The organism is Sphingobium sp. CR28, from assembly GCF_052327305.1.
Classification (GTDB): domain Bacteria; phylum Pseudomonadota; class Alphaproteobacteria; order Sphingomonadales; family Sphingomonadaceae; genus Sphingobium.
Map to the genome: position 1 here is coordinate 807,922 of NZ_CP182486.1, position 21,500 is coordinate 829,421.

Annotated in this window: 20 protein-coding genes; 2 read left to right on the plus strand and 18 right to left on the minus strand. The window is 60.2% G+C overall.

All coding sequences use genetic code 11. The features are described 5' to 3' along the window. Positions 1-36: 36 nt before the first annotated feature. From ACNAOH_RS03770 to ACNAOH_RS03790, 5 genes are all read right to left on the minus strand, one after another. Positions 37-255 carry a hypothetical protein gene (locus tag ACNAOH_RS03770; protein ID WP_443971438.1) on the minus strand — a complete coding sequence of 73 codons (219 nt, stop codon included), beginning with the start codon at positions 253-255 and terminating at the stop codon, positions 37-39. Positions 256-843: 588 nt separating this feature from the next. Next, positions 844-1,092: a hypothetical protein gene (locus tag ACNAOH_RS03775; RefSeq protein WP_443971439.1), complete on the minus strand. Its 249-nt coding sequence runs from the start codon at positions 1,090-1,092 to the stop codon at positions 844-846. 102 nt (positions 1,093-1,194) lie between these two features. Next, entirely contained in the window at positions 1,195-2,004 is an 810-nt protein-coding gene (locus ACNAOH_RS03780; protein ID WP_443971440.1) for a hypothetical protein, read from the minus strand. A gap of 51 nt (positions 2,005-2,055) precedes the next feature. Next, entirely contained in the window at positions 2,056-2,478 is a 423-nt protein-coding gene (locus ACNAOH_RS03785) for a hypothetical protein (protein ID WP_443971441.1), read from the minus strand. A 55-nt stretch (positions 2,479-2,533) separates the two neighbouring features. Continuing rightward, on the minus strand, positions 2,534-3,178 hold the full coding sequence (locus ACNAOH_RS03790) for a hypothetical protein (protein ID WP_443971442.1): 645 nt from the start codon (positions 3,176-3,178) through the stop codon (positions 2,534-2,536). A 137-nt stretch (positions 3,179-3,315) separates the two neighbouring features. On the opposite strand from ACNAOH_RS03790, the gene ACNAOH_RS03795 reads away from it, so the two are divergent. Beyond that, positions 3,316-4,461, plus strand: a complete 1,146-nt coding sequence (locus tag ACNAOH_RS03795) for a helix-turn-helix transcriptional regulator (RefSeq protein ID WP_443971443.1) — start codon at positions 3,316-3,318, stop codon at positions 4,459-4,461. Between the two features lie 339 nt (positions 4,462-4,800). Here the strand turns inward: ACNAOH_RS03795 and ACNAOH_RS03800 are convergent, their stop codons facing one another. The 5 genes from ACNAOH_RS03800 to ACNAOH_RS03820 form a co-directional block, all read right to left on the minus strand. Then, positions 4,801-6,090 (minus strand): MFS transporter, encoded by a 1,290-nt coding sequence (locus ACNAOH_RS03800; protein ID WP_443971444.1) that lies wholly within the window; start codon positions 6,088-6,090, stop codon positions 4,801-4,803. A gap of 30 nt (positions 6,091-6,120) precedes the next feature. After that, positions 6,121-7,014, minus strand: coding sequence for an MBL fold metallo-hydrolase (locus tag ACNAOH_RS03805; protein ID WP_443971445.1), 894 nt, complete (start codon positions 7,012-7,014; stop codon positions 6,121-6,123). Positions 7,015-7,166: 152 nt separating this feature from the next. Continuing rightward, positions 7,167-8,171, minus strand: a complete 1,005-nt coding sequence (locus ACNAOH_RS03810; RefSeq protein WP_443971446.1) for a hydroxyacid dehydrogenase — start codon at positions 8,169-8,171, stop codon at positions 7,167-7,169. Continuing rightward, positions 8,171-8,857, minus strand: coding sequence for an RraA family protein (locus ACNAOH_RS03815; RefSeq protein WP_443971447.1), 687 nt, complete (start codon positions 8,855-8,857; stop codon positions 8,171-8,173). The genes ACNAOH_RS03810 and ACNAOH_RS03815 overlap by 1 nt, the downstream gene beginning before the upstream one ends. A gap of 29 nt (positions 8,858-8,886) precedes the next feature. Further along, positions 8,887-11,688 carry a TonB-dependent receptor plug domain-containing protein gene (locus tag ACNAOH_RS03820; RefSeq protein ID WP_443971448.1) on the minus strand — a complete coding sequence of 934 codons (2,802 nt, stop codon included), beginning with the start codon at positions 11,686-11,688 and terminating at the stop codon, positions 8,887-8,889. 303 nt (positions 11,689-11,991) lie between these two features. Here ACNAOH_RS03820 and ACNAOH_RS03825 point away from each other — a divergent pair, with 303 nt between their 5' ends. Then, entirely contained in the window at positions 11,992-13,008 is a 1,017-nt protein-coding gene (locus tag ACNAOH_RS03825) for an amidohydrolase family protein (RefSeq protein WP_443971449.1), read from the plus strand. Here the strand turns inward: ACNAOH_RS03825 and ACNAOH_RS03830 are convergent. The 8 genes from ACNAOH_RS03830 to ACNAOH_RS03865 all read right to left on the minus strand — a co-directional run bounded on the left by ACNAOH_RS03830 (position 12,993) and on the right by ACNAOH_RS03865 (position 21,486). Further along, positions 12,993-13,742, minus strand: coding sequence for an IclR family transcriptional regulator (locus ACNAOH_RS03830; RefSeq protein ID WP_443971450.1), 750 nt, complete (start codon positions 13,740-13,742; stop codon positions 12,993-12,995). The genes ACNAOH_RS03825 and ACNAOH_RS03830 overlap by 16 nt on opposite strands. Before the next feature lie 137 nt (positions 13,743-13,879). Next, a complete protein-coding gene (locus tag ACNAOH_RS03835; RefSeq protein WP_443971451.1) occupies positions 13,880-14,392 on the minus strand; it encodes a lytic transglycosylase domain-containing protein in 513 nt (170 codons plus the stop codon). After that, a complete protein-coding gene (mobF, locus tag ACNAOH_RS03840) occupies positions 14,382-17,357 on the minus strand; it encodes a MobF family relaxase (protein WP_443971452.1) in 2,976 nt (991 codons plus the stop codon). Before mobF ends, ACNAOH_RS03835 begins: the two co-directional genes overlap by 11 nt. After that, complete coding sequence (locus ACNAOH_RS03845) at positions 17,354-19,402, minus strand: type IV secretion system DNA-binding domain-containing protein (protein WP_443971453.1); 2,049 nt, start codon at positions 19,400-19,402, stop codon at positions 17,354-17,356. Before ACNAOH_RS03845 ends, mobF begins: the two co-directional genes overlap by 4 nt. Further along, positions 19,399-19,701 (minus strand): hypothetical protein, encoded by a 303-nt coding sequence (locus ACNAOH_RS03850; RefSeq protein WP_443971454.1) that lies wholly within the window; start codon positions 19,699-19,701, stop codon positions 19,399-19,401. Before ACNAOH_RS03850 ends, ACNAOH_RS03845 begins: the two co-directional genes overlap by 4 nt. Positions 19,702-20,103: 402 nt before the next feature. After that, positions 20,104-20,415, minus strand: coding sequence for a type II toxin-antitoxin system RelE/ParE family toxin (locus tag ACNAOH_RS03855; protein WP_443971455.1), 312 nt, complete (start codon positions 20,413-20,415; stop codon positions 20,104-20,106). After that, entirely contained in the window at positions 20,412-20,666 is a 255-nt protein-coding gene (locus tag ACNAOH_RS03860; protein ID WP_443971456.1) for an antitoxin, read from the minus strand. The genes ACNAOH_RS03855 and ACNAOH_RS03860 overlap by 4 nt, the downstream gene beginning before the upstream one ends. Before the next feature lie 316 nt (positions 20,667-20,982). Further along, positions 20,983-21,486: a CHRD domain-containing protein gene (locus tag ACNAOH_RS03865; RefSeq protein ID WP_443971457.1), complete on the minus strand. Its 504-nt coding sequence runs from the start codon at positions 21,484-21,486 to the stop codon at positions 20,983-20,985. Positions 21,487-21,500 lie beyond the last annotated feature (14 nt).

Consider the following 21,500-nt stretch of genomic DNA (forward strand, 5'->3'; position numbering starts at 1 on the left):
TGTGGTTGCTCTGAATACGACCCTATTCGCACGCATTTATTCGACACCAGCAGCCCGCCGCCTATACAGTTCTGCTATCTTACCTGCGACGTTGATCCACCGCGCCGCTTCATCATTGTTGCCCACTTGCCTGCAGTCTTGGATGCGCTGATCGATCTTTTCAGGGCCTTGGGTTCCGTAGAAGTCATCGAAGGCCAAGGCGTCTATCCAGGCGGTGCGCTCATGATCTGTTCCAGGGTCAGTATCGTCAGCCATTTTCACGTCTTTCCATTGTGTCGGAAGCCATGGGACCTTCTCAGCTATAGGGTGTGCTGACCCGTGAAACGTAAAGTGACGATCGGACACTTGGTCCTGTAATAAGTTTGCCCTTCATAACACGCCGTACAGCTTCAGCATCAGCGCTGTTGTTCAGGATCACGCGCGTGCCACCTGATTGCAACGGTTCGAGCACAGAGATAGTGATGCCAAGCTTGTCACATCTTTGTGTGACCGTCGCAGGTGTAGCGTCAACGCTTACGACACGGCTCATGCGATTAGACCTTTTGAGAACATAACGCTCATTGCTGTGTGTCCCGAGAAGCAAGCGGGAGCACAAAAGGTCTCTCAGTCGTAGCGCTAGCTTGCGGGCTGTGTTCGCTGCAATGCGCAGTGGATAACAGTTGTTGAACCTTTTGTCGCAGAGTTTTGAAATTTTTTGACTTTTTAAATCGCTTTGGGTCCCGCAGAGGATGGCCTTGTCCGAATGACGAGCGAACCAGACATCTTGGTTCTCGCGAGTTCACCAACAGACTTTCAGCCTTTTTCGCTTCATCGAGCCAAAGAACTCGCACTGCCTTGCTAGCATCAGCGGACTTGAGATCTTCTGGAGATGCTCGACAGGATCTTTGGTGATTTTACCGGATGGAGCGGTGCTTGCGCTGGCAGTGGGCAGATAGCGGGCGATGAAGTGAGCGTGACAAGGGTGTGGGGCCAGTTCAGGCGGCTGACGCCAACAAAGTGGACGTTGAGCAGACGATCGTGGTTTCCTGAAGGCGTTTGTTCAGACGTCCAGGAAAGACAGTGATCGAGTTCGGCGACGACGATGAGGCGCATGGATTTGTGTCCTGTTGCATGAGGCCGCAACCAGCACGGCCTCATGCCCCCCGATCACGCCAGCAGGATGGCGGGGCGCATTACGCCCGCTTTTTGCCGCTGTCAGAGCTTCGGGGTGACGCCTTGCCCTTGGCGCTTGCGCACCGCTTCTGTCCGCAGTTGCTGAACCCACCGCGCGGACTGGCGGTCTTTGGCGATCATGCCGCCTTGATCGACCAGCCAGACATAGAACTCCGAGATCGGAAACTCCGGATCGTTCGCCGGCCCGCCCCACGTATAGCGCAGCACCGTGCCACATCGCGCCACATCGACGGAGGTTCCCATCGTGCGGCGCAGATTGGGATGCTGGCTACGTCCCATGCCTTCGAGCACCTCGACGGCACGCGGGGGCAGCAGCGTTTCGTTGCCGCCATCCACAGCAATTCTGGCATTCGTGCTGACCGCGCAGACAGGCTTTTCCTGTTCAGTCCATTGTACGACGGTGGTTCCCGTGTTCGGCAGGTAATGGGTCTGGGCGGGACCATATTTGGTAGTCAGGGCAGTGACGAACTGCTGGCGCGTCGGGGGCGTCTTATTTCCCCGCGAATAGCGGTGAATGGCATAGACGCGCGGCTCCGTTGGCGGGCTGGCGAACCAAATCCTGAACCGTGAATCGCCCGCACGAAATTCGAGTTCATCAAGGAAGGCAGACGTCTGAAATCCCGTGACGCCATCGGAGTAAGGGTAATGCGCCATGCGCTTGTTCACGAGTTGCGCGTTCGGGTCGAACGCCTTGATGGCACGCGTGACCTCGGCCTCGGTCATGCCGAGCTTGATGCCCGTGATATCCAGCTTATCCGCTGAAACCCCTTGCGTCACCGCCGATGCCGCGACGCCGGACACCGCGCCCAACATCAATGCACCGCCCAGCACAATACTTCGCATTCTTCTCATGATTGCCTGCCATTTATTGAGGGAAAGGATTTACGCGCCTTGCAGCAGCTTCGCTGCTTGCGCGTAGTTGTGCGCTTGCCAGAGCGTGAAGCCTCCAAAGCCGATGAAAAAGACGCCCACGAGGATGAACAGCAGCGGGAAGCCTACCGCCGTCATAAGGCCGCCCATGATGTAGCCCGGCATGGCAGGCGTGGAGTAGATGGCGCGGGTGCGGTCATTCCGTAGCGCCAGCGCCTGAAACGTGCCGTTCTTGATCCGTCCGGCTAGCGTGACCGTCTCGCCGTCCTGCACGTCCGGCATATTGGGAAGCTTGATCTGCACGGAGCGGTCATCGACGCGGAAGGCCAGCGCTTGGCCTGTGCGGACAGACCCGCCACTCTTGCCGATAACCCCCTCGGTCACGGGGGCATGGCGAATGCCGGAGACAACTCCTGTCATCGTGGTGAGAGACATGTGGTTACTTTCGTTGGTAAGAAGCGGGACAGGCGGCAAATGACGGCGCGAGGCGCTATCCCGTCACATCGCTGATATCGTTCCCGCGCCAGGCGGGCGGCATGCTCGATTGGACGCAGTGGCGGGCGCTACGTTCCCAGCCATGCTCGCTCTTGGCGGTGAAGGCCGTATCCCCCGTGAGAGTGTAGATGGAGGTGCTGGCTTCCGGCGGCGCGTTGTCCTGCAAATCCCCGCAGGCTTCCGTCACGCGGTAGGTATTCGGCCCCGTTTGCTCGATTTTCTTGAACTCGCAGAAATCCCTTGCGCCGCCGATGCCGTTCCGCCGCAGCAGCGTCGTGGTGGCGTTCGAGGCTTGGCCGCACGGCGTATCGCTCTCGACGTAATAGCCGCGCTTGAGCGGCAAGGCCGCGGTGGTGGCCGCTCGCGTCTTGGCCGGAGCGGCTTCCGTTGCAGCGGGCGTGGCGGCTTGGTTTGCGGCGGCGATATCAGCTTCAGCGGTGGCCATCCCAGCCGTGTTGCCGGACTCCGTTGCCTCGGCCCCATCTGTGGCGGCGGCATTCTCTACCGTCGCAGCGTTCTGACCGCAGGCGGCAAGAGCCGCCGCGAGCAGCAAGGGTGCGATAAGGTGACGGGTTTTGCTCATGACATCTCCGCGCGTGAAAATCCTTCCCTCTATGGTTAAGGTGGCGCGGGCGGGCATTCGTCCCCTAAACAGGGGAGAAAACAGGCGCGGTAGGACGGCAGAGCGCCATCCCGCCGTATTGTTCATGCGAGGTTGTTGGTGCGGAGATAAAGTTAATCCGCACTGCCAGATGAATGAGGGGGCGTTACACGGCCATGCCGTCGCAAGAACTCTATGAATCGTCCCGCGTCTCGGGATTGATTGCGCATCTTTACGATGCAGCCATAGACGACGCCCTGTGGTCAGGCACTGCGACACGCATCGCGGAAACGCTCGGCTCCACCAGCACCGTTCTTAAATTGCACGGCGACAATGCCCGCGTGAACCTTCTCGAATGCACGGACAACCTCATGGTGTCCGCACGCGAACAGGCATGGGCGGACGACTGGCACCGCAAGGATTTATGGGTGGACCGCAGCGTCGCCTACGGCATGTCACGCATCATCACCGACGAGGATTTGGTGACGCGCGAGGAGCAAGCGCGGAGCGGCTTTTATCAGGAGTGGCTACGCCACCTTGATATCCATCACATGATTGGCGCGGTGTTCCCCGCAGCAGAGGGAGCTATCGGGGTGCTCGGTATCCACAGGCCGCAGGGTGCCGGAGGCTATCGTGCAACAGAGCGGCGGCAGGCGGCGCTGGTGCTGCCGCACTTGCAGCGGGCGCTGCGTCTCGGGCAGCGCTTTGCGGCGGTATCCCATGCCCATGCGGCTACATTGCAGGCGCTCGACAAGATGGATACGGGCGTCCTGATGGTGGATGGCGCAGGCCGCGTCATTCAGGCCAGCAGCATGGCAGAGCACCTGCTGCGTGATAACGCAGAACTGGCGGTTGTTCGCGGGCGGCTGGCGCTGCGCTCGCCAGCCCTTCACGACAAGCTGCTTGCGCTGGTGCGCGGGGCAATGGCCACCGCGCGGGGACAGGTTGCCAAATCCGGCGCTGCGCTCGCCATTCCGCGTCCTGATCGCATGCCACTGGCCCTTGAGATTGCGCCCTTGCGTCCGGCAGTCTCGGCCTTGGGCGAACAGCGGCCTGCCGTGCTCGTATTCATCCGCGACCCCGAAGCGCCGATCGCCGTAGCGCGGCTGCGTGAGTTATTCGGCTTCACGCGGACAGAGGGAGCAGTTGCTGCCGCTCTCGGACGGGGAGCTTCGCTGGAGGATATCGCGGCAGGCATGGGGATCGGGCTTGCGACCGTGCGGAGCCACCTCAAGCGCATTCTCGCCAAGACGGGAACGCATAGGCAGGCGGAAGCGGCGGCGTTGTTGGCGCGTAGCGTTTCGACCGTTTACAGTCACTGACAATATGGGTGCGTCCGGCATTTCCGGGTTGGGTGCCCGGTCACTGCAGTCGCCTAAAGGATGCTTGACCCTCACGGCTGACGACTGCTTGGAGCACACTGCCTTCGCTCTACGCGATGACGTGCGAATGGCGAGGGTCGTGAATAGCTGCCACGATCGTGCAACTGCTACAGTTGACCGGCAGATGCCGCCGACATAGCTGACGGTCAGTCGCGAACTATGGGGTTCTAAAAGCCGCCATTGGTTCGATCGGTGGCCACCGCGAGTAGCTGGTTCAAGCCGAAGCAAGGCTCAAGGAGGAAAGTTTAAAAGGTTCGAATGCCCTAATTGCAGCAATCGTCACGCGGTGAGTGTTATCTGCTTGGCTCGCCGCTCCACAGCAATGATCGCAATTGCGCTCGCAAGCGTAAGTAACGAAAGCGGCGCGAGCGCCAGCGCAAAGCTATCGGTGGCCTCAAAGACCCAGGCATAAACATTGACCATAAGTCCACCGCCTATGAGGTTGGCGGTGGCGTTGATCGCTGCGATGCCCACAGCAGCGCTCGCGGGACTGAGCCAGCCCGAGGCGAGGCTCCAGAAGGGACCTTTGAAGCAATAGGCGCCGCAAAGAACACAAGTCAGCAGCAGCACGACCAATGCGAGACTCGGTGCAAACGCCGCCAACGCCGTGCTGAGAGTTATCAGCAGCAATGGGATCGCTGTATGCCAACGCCTCTCTCCGGTACGGTCGGAGTGATAGCCCCAGGTAACCATCGCAATTGTCGCAATCCCATAGGGAATGGCATTGACGAGACCGGTGGTGAAATCGCTCAGCCCGAATGATTTGAGGAATTGGGGCTGCCAGACGCCCAGCACCGAGCCCGATGCGGAAGCGCCCGAACACGCCAGTACGAGGCCCCAGAACTGGAGATTTTTGAAGACGTGCCATTTGGGCTGGTCAAGTTGCGACCCGTTCGGGCGCTTCGCGGAGGCAATCTCCGTTTCCAACCACATCTTCTCCTCATCCGATAGCCATGTCGCCTTGGATGGCCTGTCCGTCAGAACCCAAAGACAGGCGACACCGAGGAGCGTCGCAGGGAGGCCCTCGCAGATAAACAGCCAGTGCCAGCCACGCATGCCAAGTAGCCCGTCCATTGCGAGGAACGCGCCGGATAGTGGCGATGAAATGAAGCTCGCGAGTGGAATCGCGATTGCGAACAGGGCGAGGATGCGACCGCGATAGGCGGGCGGCAACCAGTAGGTGAGGTACAAAATGATGCCGGGAAAGAAGCCGGCCTCCGCTGCACCCAGGATGAAGCGCAGCGTGTAAAAAGAAGCCGGCCCCTGTACGAACGCCATCGCGCTGGAGATCAGACCCCACGTTATCATAATCCGGGCGATCCAACGTCGGGCGCCAAACCGCTCTAGCGCGAGATTGCTGGGCACCTCGACGAGAAAATAGGACACGAAGAAAAGGCTCGCACCAAAAGCAAATTGTGATTTGCTAAGGTCGATATCCGCAGTCATCTGGAGCGATGCCATACCGACGTTCGTCCGGTCGATCAGCGCGAGCAAATAGCAGGCGATGAGGAAAGGCAGCAGGCGCCATTGCACCTTGCGCATGACGGTCCGTTCGAGTGCGTTCGCCACTACGGTTCCTCTCTTAGTTGTTATACGATCTTAATCGCGGATGCCGCGTGTGATTGATCCGGCTTCGACGGCGTCAAGATAGGCTGATGTGCACCGTTCCAGAATCTGGAGATTTTTCTGGGACTGATCCTTGCTCAACACGAATGGATTTGGCGCGTCAGGAACCAGACTCATATTGATGAGCCGCGAGATGGTCGCGTCGCCCCAGCTATGAGTGTTGAGGGGAACATCCACCTTCAGCCGGTCGGATTCCGCCGTGAAGACGGCAAGCGAGCGTACCATCTCGCGGAGGTCCTTCACATTGGGCCGCATCCCTTTTCCACCCCAGAAGGAGGCCATGCGGCGAACTCCGCCCACCTCGATCGGCGCGAAGACAGAGATCGTTCCCTTGGTATGACCGGGAGTGGGGAGCAGGACCAATTCGGTGGTACCCACCTTGAGCGTCGTTCGCTCCTTGACTGTCAGGTCGAGCGGCAGCAGCGAAGCGGGGAGCTTCTGCGCTTCGCCCTCACCGGATACGGCATCGGCACCTGCGACGATCTTGGCTCCCGTCTCGGCCTTCAGAAAAGGCGCTCCGCCGAAATGATCGAAATGCTCATGGGTGATGACGATCCATTTGAGGTCGGCTGGCTTGAAGCCTGCCTTCCCCATCCATTCGAGGATTTTCCGGCCGTGCTCCTCGCTTCCGCCCGCGTCGACCAGAACCAGGCCGTCGGAAGTGCGGATCGCGTACGCCGCAAGATTGAGATATCCTAGATAATAGACATTATCAGCAAGCTGGCTTCCGAAGAGGAAGCTCGTAGTGTCCATGACTGCCGGGCGGAACTGGGCAGGCGCGGGATCGACATAATAACAATGATAGTTGCGCATCGCGCGCAGGAGAAAGTCGTTTCCGGCGAGACGGTCCGCCTCGGCGATCTTCATACTCGCCGACTGGGGCAAGGGCTTTGACGCATTAGCGGGTTGGGCTGGGGCCGCAGAACCCAGTCCGAGGGAAAGGACACCCAGGCCTCCCGCGATCGGTTTGAATATCGACATAATCTTCTCTCCCAGAATATTCCGATGCTCCGAAGGCCCTAAGCTGTGATCGGCAATTTCGCTGACCCCGCCCGGACGATGAAGGACGGGTTGATTTCGCGACCCGCGAGAAAATCAAGCACGTGGGACATGGCAAGAATGCCAACCCGTTCGCCCGCCTCTACCGTGCTTGCGCCGATATGCGGGCTGAACACGACATTCTGGAACGTGCGCAGCTTCTCTTCGAGTTCGGGAGGCTCGAACGGGAAAGTGTCCAGGCCCGCACCGCCCAGCCTGCCTTCCGGAAGGGCCTGAGCCAGGGCGTCGAGATCCACAAGGCCGCCACGGGCAGTGTTGATCAGGACCGCTCCCGGTTTCATCATGGCCAGTTGAGGCCCGCTGATCATGTTCCGTGTTGCAGGTGTGAGAGGGCAGTTCAGGCTTACGATGTCAGCCTGGCGCAGCAGATCCTCGACACTCGCGGCCGCGGCTTCCCCCAGATCCGAGGGCGCCACGTCGATCGGATCATATTTGACGACCTTCATACCAAAACCGGAGGCAATTCGGGCGAGATGCCGCCCGATCGCCCCGAAGCCGACGATGCCGAGCGTTTTGCCATGCAACTCCGTACCGAGGAAATTGGGCTTGTCCCAATGCCCCTCGCGCATACGCAGATCGAGCCAGGCCACACGGCGCACTACGCCCAGCATCAGCGCGAAGGCCTGCTCTGCCACCGAGATGGCATTGGCGCCCGCTGCGATCGTTACGGGAATTCCGCGAGCCGCCGCTGCGGCTACGTCAATCGTGTCGTAACCCACGCCATGTTTGGCGATGATCCGTAGTTGCCGCGCCTTCGCCATTGCCGCTTCGGTCATTTCGCCAAGGCGAACGATCACGCCATCCGGCTGATGCGTCGCAATGAAGGTCTCGAGTTCGTTACCGCGCAAATAGGTGTCACTGGTGATGACTACGGCCCCCGCCGCCTCGGCCAGGTCCATCGCCGGCTTCGCAAGCCGCTTTCCCAGAATGACGATGCGCGGCGCGGGATCGGATGCGTTCGCCATCAGCTATTCACTTCCAGCAGCCCGGCGCAACCTTTCGCAGTCAACGCGCGGTCGATCCAACTCTTGTCGGTCTTGCCCGCAGCAATCGCCTCGAGTTGCGCCGTCTCTGCTTTGTGCTTCTCAAGCGCCAGAGCGTAGACCCCGTCCACATCCGCGACTGGAACGGCGACCACCCCGTCAGCATCGCCCAGAATGAGATCGCCTGGCGCGATGACCAGGCTACCCAGGGCGATCGACACATTCACTTCGCCCGGGCCATCCTTGTAGGGGCCACGATGTGTGACGCCAGCAGCGAAGACTGGATAGTCATCCTGTGAAATCACGCCATAGTCACGGATGGCGCCATTCAGGACGAAGCCGGCAATCCCCTTGGTCTTCGCATAAGCGATCATCATTTCCCCGATCAGGGCGTTGGTCAGATCGCCCCCCGCATCGACGACGATCACATCGCCTGCCACCGCCATCTCGATCGCTTTGTGGATCATCAGATTGTCCCCAGGACGGGTCCGCACCGTGACCGCCGGCCCAGCGAGCACTCCGGCCCGGTGCATTGGACGCAGCGTAGGCCCTGCCGCCGGGATGCGGTTCATGACATCGCTGACATTCGCGACCGGAAGCGCGCGGAAGCGCTCGACGTCCGCCTCGGAGACAAAGTGCACGCGCTTATGAACGCTCAGCCCAATCATGAAATTTCCTTATGTTTCGTCGGTTTAAATCAGAACTTGAAGCGAGCGCCCACGCGGAAGAGACGCCCGAAGGAGTCGTGAAGCGTCACGTTCACTGCGACCGGCACGTTGCCCGCCGATGGCGCGTAGGGCGGGTCGTTGTTGAGAATATTGCGCACGTTGAGGAACAGCTCGGTCTGACCGTTGCCGACATCCGGCTTGAAGCTGATCTGCCCGTCGAGATAGGCCTGCGCCGGGATATGCTGAAGGTCGATGACCGCAGGCCCGCGCGTCACATCATAGCGGCCACCGCCGACATAGCGCATCTGCAGGAAGCCGCCGTAGCGATCGGTGTCGTAGTTGACCTGAGCAACACCTTGCCAGCGCGGAAAATTGCTTAGCCCAACTTCACCTGCACGATCGATCGGTGTTGCGCCCGGCGTCGTCTGCTCCTGCTTGCCGATATAGGAGGCAAGGGCGCGCAGGTTGAGCGAGCCCACGCCGACTTTGGCACGATAGCTTGCTTCGATATCAAGACCGTTGACCTTTGCCGATGCGAGGTTGATCGGAAAAGCATTGAAACGGACGATCGTGTTCGAGGAGTTCCGCACGACGACGGAGCAAGCAGCGGCAACTCCGGCATAACATTGGTCGACCGCAGTCTGTGCGCCGATGCTGCCAATCGCATCCTTGATTTTGATGTCGTAATAATCGACCGAAACGTTGAAGCCGGACAGCCAAGTTGGACTGTAAATCGCTCCGAACGTCAACGTGTCGGCGATTTCGGGCTTGAGGCTCGCGTTTCCGGTATTGAACGTGGGAATGCCGATCACCCGGACGTTGCCGTTGGCCGGATCGTCGACGGACGAGACATTCTGCCGGCCCGCCTGGAACAGCTCGGACAGGTTTGGTGCGCGAATGTCGCGGGAGCGCGTGCCACGAAACCGCAGATCGTCGAACGGCTTGTAGCTCAGTCCGACTTTCCACGTCTTCACCGAGCCACTCGTGCTGTAATCGGTAACACGTCCCGCAGCATTCAGATCCAGTTCGCTGACGAGAGGAACGTTGCGAAGCAGTGGCACCACCAGCTCGGCATAAGCCTCCTTCACATTATAACGCCCTGACCAAGGGGAGGGATTGCCGAAAAGGAAAGCACCGGTGGGTGAGATCGCGTCCGTCGTGACATTGGCGCGTTCCTTCCGGTACTCGCCGCCGACTGCAAAACTGATCGGTCCTGCCCAGCCCTCGACCAGCGGACCAGCAAGGTTCGCGGCGAAGATCTCCTGCTCAATAACAGAATGGGAGGAACTCGTGCCGCGCGTGTAATCCAGCGCCGCCTCGGAAGGGGCGCCGACACCGAAGACATTGAACGGCACGCAGCCGTCGGTCGGGGCAGTCAGCGTCGAGCGGCAGACGATCTGCCCATTTGCCGGGTTGACTACGGCATCGACCGCCTGAGTGAAGCGCGTGACATTCTCGCTATTCAGCGTGTCGTTGTCCTGGACCGTTCGCCCATATTGATAATAACCATCAAGATTAAGCGCGCCCAGCTTCGCATCGAAGCCGATCACCGCACGATAAGTCTCGCTGTCGACCTTCGTCTTGACCATGCCCCGCTCCGGCGAGAAGCGCAGCATGGTCAGGGATGTGACGCCCCGTGCGAGCATCTGGTCGCGAATAGTCGTTGGCAAGTAGGCATTGTCGCGGCGGATGGTGATGGGGTTGGCGGTCTGGTGCCTGTTCCAGCTATTATCAACCGTGGACGTCGATTTGCCGAACAGACCCTCGGTATAGATGGTCACGTTATCCACCACATCGAAGCTCGCACGGCCAAAGACACTGCCGCGCTCCAGCGGGCGGTTGATTTCCTGGATGAGTTCGGTGGGAACGCCATCGCCACCAACCTGGAGCGTGGAGGTCGTCATTGTGCCGAAATTGTAAGGCGCGGTTACGCCGCCTGGCAGGAACTGGATGCCACGAAAGAAGGCATTGTTCGCCGCAGTCCCGCCGACCCCGGTTGTGATCATACCCCCGAAGGTACCCACGGTTCGGATGTCACGCTCGAGGACGAAGGTCGGCGTGCCGTTTGGATTGTTTATGAAGCCGACGCCCTGACTCGCCCATTTGCGTGCGCCAGTCTTGATTCCCTTGTTGTTGAAATATTCGCCGCTGAGCAGAATATGGCCCCTGCCATCGGCGAACGACGTGCCGGCGGAGAGGGTCGCACGGAACTCCCTGTTATCCCCTTCCTGAGCGATACCGGCGTTGACCTCGCCCTTCACGCCCTTGAACTGCTTGTCGAGGATGAGGTTGACCACGCCGGCCACGGCATCCGACCCATATGCCGCTGACGCACCGCCAGTAACCACTTCGACGCGCTGCACGATACCGGCGGGAAGAATGTTGAGATCAACGCTGCCTGTGAGGTTCGTCGCGACCACGCGCCGTCCATCGAGGAGCGTTAAGGTACGCGTCGCGCCCAGCGAACGCAGGTTGAGGAAGCTCTGACCGCCATTCGTTGTGCCGGAGTTGCGCTGCGGGCCGGACATGTTGCTAAGCGCTGGCAACTGCCGGAGTGAGTCCGCAAGAGTTGATGGTGACGCTTTTACAAGCTGCTCGCTGCCAAGCACGGTGACCGGGGTCGGAGCCGTAAAGCCGGCGCTCGCGATACGCGAGCCTGTGACCACGATGTCTGCCGCTCCGGCCTCGCTCGCTTCGCCGTCGCTGGTTCGCTGTGCCACAGCCGCTTCGTTATTGTCCGCCGCAGCCTGCCCGAAGGCGGGCGCTGCTACGACAAAAGCCAGCAGAGATGCCGTACTCGCGAGGCGCTTGTTGAACGCGTTGAAGCCCAATGTCCTTCTCCCTGTGCCGGGGGCGTCGACCTCGTGATCGAACGATCCGTCCCGTTGTTTTATCTTTGCGATCGCGGCCTTAGCGTTCGCTGTGTGGCTGCCCTTGAACAGACGTCACGCGACTCATTCTACATAAATAGAACGGCGTTGCAATATGTCTTGCATACGATGCTTTACATGCTGGAAAAGCTCAGGAAAGCGGTGTTAAGCCACTTATGGAGATCAGAAGATTTGCGGAAATCACTGAAAATTGGCTTCGGTAAGACGGGGATGCATCATTTTAGACCGACGTTCTGTTATTAAATGTTTAGCACGACAAAAGGAGAGGGTATGTCCACCACAAAAGGAAACGGCCGGGTAACCGTTGCCGGGAAAACGACGCTTGCGATGTCCAGGCGTGCCGTTATCGTTGCTGGTCTCGCCGGGGTTGCTGGAGCCTGCACGGGGCCGAGAACCTCCGGCTCCCCATTCTCAGCCGGACACGAGCGTCCTCAATTGGACGTTCCTCCAGGTGCGACGGACAGCCATATTCACATTCTTGACACCCGTTTCCCGGCAACCGCCAACTGGCGAGGCGAACCGGTTAACGATGCGACCGTCGCGGCCTATCGAAAGGTGCAAAGTCGCCTAGGGACCCAGCGCGTGGTCGTGGTGACGCCCTCCACCTACGGCACGGATAATCGCGCTACACTTGACGCGCTGGGGCAATTTGGAGCCGCTGCGCGCGGCGTGATCGTCATCGACAGCGACGCCCCTCCTTCCGACCTCGCACTGATGGCTGCCAGCGGCATTCGCGGCATTCGCGTAAACTTCGTGTCACCTCAGCCATGGGGACGTTCGGACGTCCGTCGCCTCAATGCCACCGCCAGGATTGCTGCCGACATGGGCTGGCACGTGCAGATCTACGCCAAAGCCGATCAGATCCTGGACATGGCACCAGCAATTATGAAGCTGCCAGTGCCAGTCGTCCTCGATCATCTAGGTTCAGTCGAACCGGAGCACGGCTACACCAGCGATGAATATAATGCGATTTTGCGCCTGCTCTCTGAGAGAAAGATCTGGATGAAGCTATCCGGCGCTTATATTTCGAGCCGGTCTGGAGGGCCGCTCTACGCCGACTTGAGCAGCATTGCACGAAGCTATGTGGATATCGCCTCGGATCGGCTGGTATGGGGAAGCGACTGGCCTCATCGCGGACAAGCGGCAAAGCTTCCGGATGAAGCGGCGCTACTGGACCTTTTGCTCGACTGGGCTCCAGACCGTTCGCAACGAGAGCGAATCCTCGTTGATAACCCTGCTCGCCTTTATGGCTTCATCTGATCCCCATTGGCTGGCCAAACCAACTCCAGGCTGCCGCCCAATGCACGGCATAGCTGGCTGGCGGCCTGCATCACCGGTTCGTGAATGCGAGACGCGGCTTCCCATGTGAAGCGGGAGATGGGTCCCGTGATCGTGAGAGCACCCACGAGACGCTGATCATGCGCGAGCACCGGAGCCGAGAGGGAGGCTGTATGTGGCGTCGTTGCTCCCGCAGTATAGAGCGGCAGCCCAGGAACAGGCGGCTGCTCATCCGGCCAATGTTTGAACATCTTGAGGATTTGCGCTGACGATGCATTGTCCATCGGTCGAAATGATCCCGGTGCAATGTCGAGGCGCAGGGCGAGAGGAGAGTTCACGCGAAACTGGCAAAAGCGCTGGCCGCTTTGCTCAGTATAAAAAGCCGCTGTTTCCTGCGTTTCTTCGGCAAGTTTTCTGAGTACGGGCATTATAATCTTATCAAGCCCCATTGCAGCATTGTAGATGCTGTGCAGCCTCACAATTTCGCTGCCGAGTTGATAGCTGTCATCGACTCTGATCAGCAGCCCAGCCTCTTCGAGCGATGTGATGAGACGCAGGATGGTGCTTTTCACCAAACCGGTGCGGCGGGCAATTTCGGCTAAGCTGAGCCGGTCATCATCCTGACGAAAACAGGTTAAAACGCTCAATGCACGCCCCACCGAGGCGACCCCTTCATTTGCACCGTCACGCTTAGCCAATGCCATCTGATTCCCCATGCAAGATGTCTCGCCTATAGGCGAAGGTTGGGTAGAGAGGAAATGCCGTCCAGACGGCCAACGTCCGATGTGCGAACTGAACGAATGGCCGCTTGCTGCCCGCGCGGTTCAGAACCTGCCTTTCCGGATCGTCCGACTTAGCGGCCAAACACATCTTCGCCGAACCTCCGTCGAAGGTGCACCGCGACTTTGGTAGTGTAACGCAGTTGCCGCCACTCGGTTGGGCTATGGTAGACACCCACAGCTCGCCAGAAGTCACCGGTTGAGGCAAGAGCCGACAGAAAAATCCATCGGGCCGCCTGAACATTGAAGCATGGATCCTGGATCAGCCAGGTGCGAACCTGCTGAGCCGGTCGTCCTGTCAACGCGGCCAGCCTCGGCACCCAGAAGCTATTGACCTGAAGCGGCCCGAGATCGTGCGTGCCATTCCTGTTCGCAATCTCAGCTCCGATCCACCCGGCCTCTTGGTCACGCAGGCCCCACAAGGTCTTCTCCAGCCATGTTCGCCCGCCGGCAGCTTGGTGAATACAGAGGCCGAGACGGGCCTCATCGACATCGGAAGATTTTGCGGTCGCCGGCTTCGGGTGTGCCAAGGCGGCTACAGCTAACAGGCCGACCAGTCCCACGGGCTTCAGGCGCCTAGTGGTCATGGGCGTCTCCATGCGGTCGGGAGTATGCCTTCACGTGTTCAATCGCCGGAGCGCGGGTTGCCGAAGCGGGACGTTCGGCTTCCGGCGCCTCGCCTCGGTCCGCGCCTCGCTTTAGTAAAGAGACGATCCATCGATCGAGGAAGGAGGCTGCCGACTGTGCTCGGCCCGCGATGCGTTCGGCCAGCCCCTCCCGCTGGTGCTCGGTAGGTTTGGCATATGCAAGTGAACGAAGCATCATGGCCTCCTCCCGAGTGGTCCGTTGCTCATCGCGCAGCTGGTCCCAGCGCAGCCTATGCTGCGCCCTCCGTCCCCTCACGCTGTCACGATCGATGCGGCCCAGTCCCTGCAGTGAAGACGTCTTCTCGCCCGATCGGTGCTTGAGTTTGTCGACCAGCCGCTTTGCATCTTCCGTCCAGAGTTGGGCTCCAAAGCGGGCTCGCGTGATGGCCGTGTAGTAGTTCTGCCCTGTGACCAAAGGCGAGTTCACCGGCGCCAGCACATAAACCCGATCGTAGGTTTTCGACTGCGCCGAATAGACCGTTTCGCCATAACCATGGTCCCAGTTTCTGTGGCGAGAAAGATCGATGTCCTGAACTCTGGCGCTCCGGTCCCACCTGATCGTGGCCACCGACCCAGCGAGGCTTTCAACCGTCCCGCGCTCCGCATTTTTGAGGTCAAGCTCCCTGCTGACCAGGCGCCATTGAATGCGGTCGCCCGCAGCGAGGGAGCGATCCTCCTCATGGAACACGTTGATCTGAGACGCGCGTCCGAGCCGTGGGTCCCACTGAATGGCCCTGCCATGCCCATCTACAAGATTGACCATCTGCCGCCCGCGAGCATCGCGGCCGACGCTCACGACGCGATACTCCCCGTCGCGCGCGATGCCGAGCCCCACATTGTCGCGGGAGAATATGACAACTTGGCCGCGAGAAAAGAACCGCGCGAAGTGCTTTTCCTGGTCGCTCATGCCCGATGGTGAGAGGATCGAAAGTCGGGTCTCCTCCGCCGCGATTGCGCCCTCCATCTTGAGGGCCTCGCGAATTCTTGAGTTCACGAGCAGCCTGGTCGCGTTTTCGAGGACGAGGATGTTTGTCTTCGCTCGCTGCTCGGGGGTTAACCTCGTCCAATCGTTGACAAGCGCTTTTGCAAGGTCCTCGCTGCTCGCGCCGCTGGTGACGTGCTCGAGCGCCTTCAGAGAACCATCGTAATTCTGAAGGCGCGCCAAGCGGACCGCCTGGATGATCCCGTCGTTCTCTTGGCGAACCGGGTCTTTGAGTTCGGCCTTTGGCATGCCCAGGCGCATCATCAGCCAGAAGGGCTTGCCTTGCTCGATGGCGCCAGTTTGCCGGGTATCGCCCAGCAGGATCAGGCGGGCGCCCGTCGAGCGGCTGATCTCGAGCAGTCGGAGCGCCTGACGATTACCGAGCTGCCCCGCCTCATCGACTACTAGCACGTGGCTCTCGTCGAGCTTCGCGCCTCCGGTCGCAAGAAGGCTTGCCACCGTGCGCGAGGCAATGTCGGCCTTTTGGCCGAGCTCACTCGCCGCGGAGGAAGTTGGCGCAAGAGCGATCAGCGTCGGCCCCTCCCCCACCGCCTCGCGCAGCGCGCCGATGATTGTCGACTTGCCCGAACCGGCGACGCCATGCACCGCGACGACCCGGTGATCGGACGTGCCGATATGGAGGAGCGCGGTCCTCTGCTCAGGTTTGAGGTGGCGCGCGATCCCGGCATCTCGCAAGGCCTCGACAGGCGCCAGCGGCCGGGCATCGTTCAGTGCCAGTGCCAGCTGGTCGGAGAGCGCGATCTCGAGACGCGCAGTCCTGCGGGTTGTCCGCCCTCTGATATGAATGTTGTCCCCTGTGCGCTCCTTGGTAGCGAGGAGTTTGGTCCGTCGCTCATGCTCTTCGACGATAGGACGCACATCGGACAACCGCACCTCTCCGACATGGGAGGCCAATGCTGTCTGCAGCAGTCGCCCGAGATTGTTAACTGCCTCCTTGCCTTCCGATTGCCTAATGCCAAACAGCATGGCTCGCGCAGCAACCGAGGCTTCGACCTCGATCAGGCGATCTCCTATCTTCTCGGCGTCAGCGCGGGCTTCTCGCACTGCCTCGGCATGCGGGCCCAGGCGATCCCCCCATTGCTGGTGGAGCTCCTCCATCGTGGCTCTCTGTTTCGGTCCACGCGTGGCGTAAAAAGATTTCTGGCGTTCTGCCTGCCCGGCCAAGCCATGCTCCCTCGCATGGGCGTCGATCTGCTCGGCCCTGCGGGACATGTGCGCGATCAAGTCCTTCGGAACGCCTCTGATCTCGAAAAGGCCTCGGCGCGGATCGAAGTCGATGTTGTAACCCCGCTCCCTCAGGAGATGTGCCAGTTCATTGCGATAGACTTGTCCGGCCGTCATCTGCTCGGCGAACATCACCCGCGTCTCCAGGCTGACCTTCTTGGCCCGGTCGCCGACGTCAGTGATGTTCATGACGACGACATGGGTGTGGAGATGTGGGTCAAGCTCCCGCGATGCATGCTCGGTAAAGCGCGCCCAGACCAGCCGCCCGGTTGTCCTCTCGGTCACCTCGCCATCCACACGATGGCGCGTGAGCGCGTGTTCCTCAACATAGGAGAGCGCCGCCGTCACAGCCTTTTCATGGGCTTCGACGACGCGGTCGTCCCCTGCAACCAACGCCATGATCGATACCGATTTTGGTGCATTGACCGCAAAATCCCAGCCCGGGTGGTGGTGAATCTCGCCGTCCTTTCGACGCCGGCCGAGCTTTTGCTCTTCGATCTTGCCGGCAAGCAGCTCCTTGAAAATGGCTGGGTCGACGGCGCCCCGCAAGCCGAGCTCAGCGGCAATCTTGCCGCCCCATTCGGAATGCTCGTTGGAGCCTTTGGTGTAGTAATCGCCTACCGTATAATAGCGAGCAATGTTGGCGGGTTTGCCCCTGAGGCGGATCGGGTTGATCATGCCGGCCTCGCTGGATTGCGGACGCCGTCATGTCGGCTGTGCTGCCTCAGACGGAAGCCGGCCGGCTTGCCCAACAGTTCGAGAGGCGGCCTCGGCAGGCTTTGAGGCGGATCACCTCTCAGATCGCAAGGCAAAGGAACTGCCTCATTCTCTTCCTGGGTCACCGGATCATCCGCAGCGTCTTCGGGAGAAGATAGCGGAAGCTCGGCCTCCTGCCCTCTCGCGTTGGATCTCCCTTTTTGGGAGGTGCTGGCCTTCTGTCTTTGCGGAGGCGATGACGACATAGCGACCGAAGGCGCTGGGCCTTCAGGCGCAGGCATGCGGATTGGCGCTGTCGTCCGCTCTTCGAATGCTTCGCCAAGGGAGCCAACCTTGTTGTAGCTGTCCTCGAACCGGACCACGGGCAAGCTGCGGCCAAACCGAAGATAGCCCATCAGGTTGGGCAGATTGGTGACCTCGGTATGCATAACCAAAGGCCGCGTGACCTGCATGCGCGAGAGGTTCACGCCGTCCCGCATATCGTTCACGCCATAGGACATGCCCTCATTGGCTTCGACCTGCTCGACCTGCCCTAAATTTTCGCTGACATGCTTGGCGGTCGGGGTATCGTTCGCGCGCAGCGCCACCCAGGTTGAGCAATAGCCGGTAATCGCTGCGGCATCCTGAATACCGTAAGTTGCCTCGAGCTGGGGATAGCTCTGGAAACCGAGGATGCCGCACCCGCCATATTTCCGGGCGCGGGCAAGGAAATCGCCGAGCGAAGGCAAACGCTGGAGCGTCGGCAGTTCGTCGATCACGCAGTAGAGGCGTCGGTTGCGATCAGGCGTCATGCTCATGATCGCGCTGATCGCAATATCGAGCCACACGGTGATGAGAGGACGCAACGACGGAAGCTGATCCGCCTTCACAGTGATGAAGAGCCAGCTGTCATCCTTTTCGTTGGCGACCCAATCCCGGATCGAGAAGCCGTCAGTGGTGTCATCGAGATAGGAGAAACTGCGCATCACCGAGGCGAGCTCGGCCTGAATGCCGGCGCTGGTGCGCTCACCCTCGGTCGAGATGAAGGCGGCCGCATCGGTGCCTGCGGCGAAGGCGGCAAGATCCTTCAGCTTGGAGCGCAGCAGTGTGTCGAGAAGAACTGAAACGAGGGTGCGTTCCTGCTTCGCCAGCTTCCTCAGAACAGCGACGAGGGTACCGCGCGCAGCCTTGGCCCAGAAGGGGTCGCCAGTCTTGTCGGGGATCGTGGACTCGGCGATCTGGTCATAGTGATAGTCGCGGGGCACATCGACCCAGGGTGACCAGCAGTCCGCTCGCGCGTCGAGGGGGTTGAGCAGAACATCGATCCCGGGCCGATAGAATTTTTCCACGAACGTGCCCGCAGTGTCGTAGACGATCGCGCGGCGCTTCTTCTTGCGAATACCGTCGAGCATCTTGACGATGATGTTGGTCTTGCCGGTGCCCGGCGCGCCGCACAGCAGGATGTGCTCCGGCTCGAAGGCGTCCGGCACATTGACCCCGCCGATATTGAAGCTGCCCTTCGAATAACGCCACAGCGCACGGCGGACCTGCCTGACCGTTCCGAACTTGGCGCCGCGGAGGAATTGGTTTGAGCCGAGCCCCCTCCCCGTTCTCGTGAAATAGAACCAGGCCCATCCCAACATAGCGAGGGCAAACAGACCAGCGAGGAGAGCCCCATGGAGAATATAGGTCTCGAAAGCGGCGATTGTCTTGTGCGCGACGCCCGAGTTGATCAATCCCTGAGGCGTGGTCCAATATTGCACGCCCCTCTCGGTCTCGAACAGGATCGGTGTGGCATTGCCGGGGAGCGTGTCGCCCATGAAGTAGGCTTGCGTCACCTTGAGCATGACGAAGCGCTCATAGTCCGATGACTGTTCAATCGCGTACCAGAGGGTGCCGCCGATCCACACCACAACCCCTGCAAGGAGGGTTTGGTAGAAGACCTGCGTGGTCATTCGTACATTGTGGACAATGGCCTGGCCGCCCCTGGTCCAGGAACCGAGCGTGTCGTGGCGAAAGATGCTCATAGCGTGTCCTGCTCGGGATCAAGCAGCCCCCTTTCGCGGAGAAGGCGCCGCGCCTCGTCCAAACCCTTTTGAAGAATTTCAGGCGAGCGCTCGCCCACCGATGTCGCAAGGATAGCCAACGCCTGAATGAGCGTCGCATGGACCTCGTCGAAACGGGCATGATATCCTGATGGATCATCCCCTTCGAAGCGCTCGAGAATGTCGCGGCAGAAGGTCGCGGTGCCCAGGCCAGCGTTTCGCGCCTGAACGGACAGGCGCGCATAGAATTCATCGTCTATGCGGATGGTGATGCGTGCCAAGCGGCGGACTCCTTGTCCAGCACGCCAGTGATCATGGTGAAGCAAGGCATTTATAGCCGATTTGCGCTGTGATCTCAATGATTTATCGAAACTGCCTGTGGCAGCCAGAAGGTGCCCAGCCGTATCAGTCACTTAGCCGCGAGTGGCACAGGGTCTGGCTGCCGACGGCGGACGATCAGTGCCGAAACGACTGCCAAGGTGTGCCGCACGAAATCTGCAGAAACACAGGCGATTCACGCGCGCAGCACCCGTGCGTGGGGTGCATTACATTTTCGCCCCTTGGGGCGTGAGTCCGAGCGTCGCATGAGCTTGCGAATGCGCCAGACCATAGTCTCCGGGGCGGCGCACATAGGGTCGTGCTTCCGCCTTTCCAGTCGAGCGCGCTACGACTGACGCGCGGCGCTAGCTCAACCGCGCTCCGAGCCGCGTCATCAAGTCCATACGTTCATGGAAAATGGCGATAATGATCGCTGGCTCCTCCGTCCGTGGGAGACAGAAAATATAATGGTGCTCGCAGCGCGCCATTCTGAGGGCCGGGTACAAATCGCTCATATCCTTGAAAGCGCCTTGTCCCGCCACGAGCATCTCAATGCCTTCGCGGACTTGGGCGACGTAGATGCGCGCCTGCGGCGCACCCCATTGCTTGCGCGTATGACGGACAATATCGCGCAGATCGGCTTCCGCCGAGGAAGAAAGGACGTATGTCGGCGTCAAGCTTTCCCGTCCTGACCAAGTTCTTCCTCAACGATTGTGTCAAAGCTCTTTTCGGACAGTGCGCCTTCCAGACTCTCGCCAACCCGCCGCGCCACGAGTGCTTTTAAGTCGTTCCAAGCCTGGTCCTGCTCACCGTCATTCGGGAAAAGGCGCTCGATCGCATATTGCTTGATCGACTTGCCCTGCAGCGCGGCCATGGCTTTCAAACTTTGATGCTGCTGGTCCGAGATATCGATGGTCAATCTGCTCATAATTGATCCTTGGCAATCCGTCTTATCGACATAGCACAAATGTGGGTTTGTGGAAATGTAGTTTGTATCTGGGCGAGCGCGGTCTCTCGCCGCGTCGCGACCAATGATGGGCGCCCGGAAATTTAAGCCCCCGCAATCCGGTGTGGCCGGGTAGGTGGGCCACCGCACTGAATACGCTCCTTGGGACCATCCAGGCGCCGAAGGCGCGCAGCTGGAATGCACGCAGCGCGAAAATTGCTCCGAGCTTGCCACTCAGGAAACAAGCAACTGATCAATAGAGATGAGCTGAGAGCGCCGTCCCAGCTCCCAAGAGGCGTTAGCCCTTAGTCAATTGTCCACGCACTGCGCCGCCGGGAAATTCAGCGTTGTGAACGTTGACATAGTAGCTACCCGGATCGGCCAAGATTTTGTCAGCCATTGACTTGTCGATCGCGACACACGTTTCGGTCGCCGCTTGCGCCTGCAGCGGCACCACTGGTGCCCCAGACTTGCCAGCCTGGCCGGCATGAATATGCGCGGCCGTCGGCGCTGCAATCATCGTGCTCGTCAGCGTGTAGCAAAGCTGAGTGTGTCCGGGGTTCAGCCGGGCGGCGAACTCTCCAGCACCGTCTGGATCGCCCTTCTGTGCATCGCCTGACCCGTTGAGCGACGCGGACAGCTTGATCCCGCCCATCGAGTCTGACGTCCTGGTCTCGCTACCGCTCTGGGGGGCGTGGTTGGCGTGACCCGCAGGTGCTTGCTCGGCGGCGCCAGCACTGGCCAGGGACAGCGAAGTCAGCGCCGCAAGAACCGTCGGGACTGCAACGAACGTCGGTCTCATTGGATTTCTCCTTG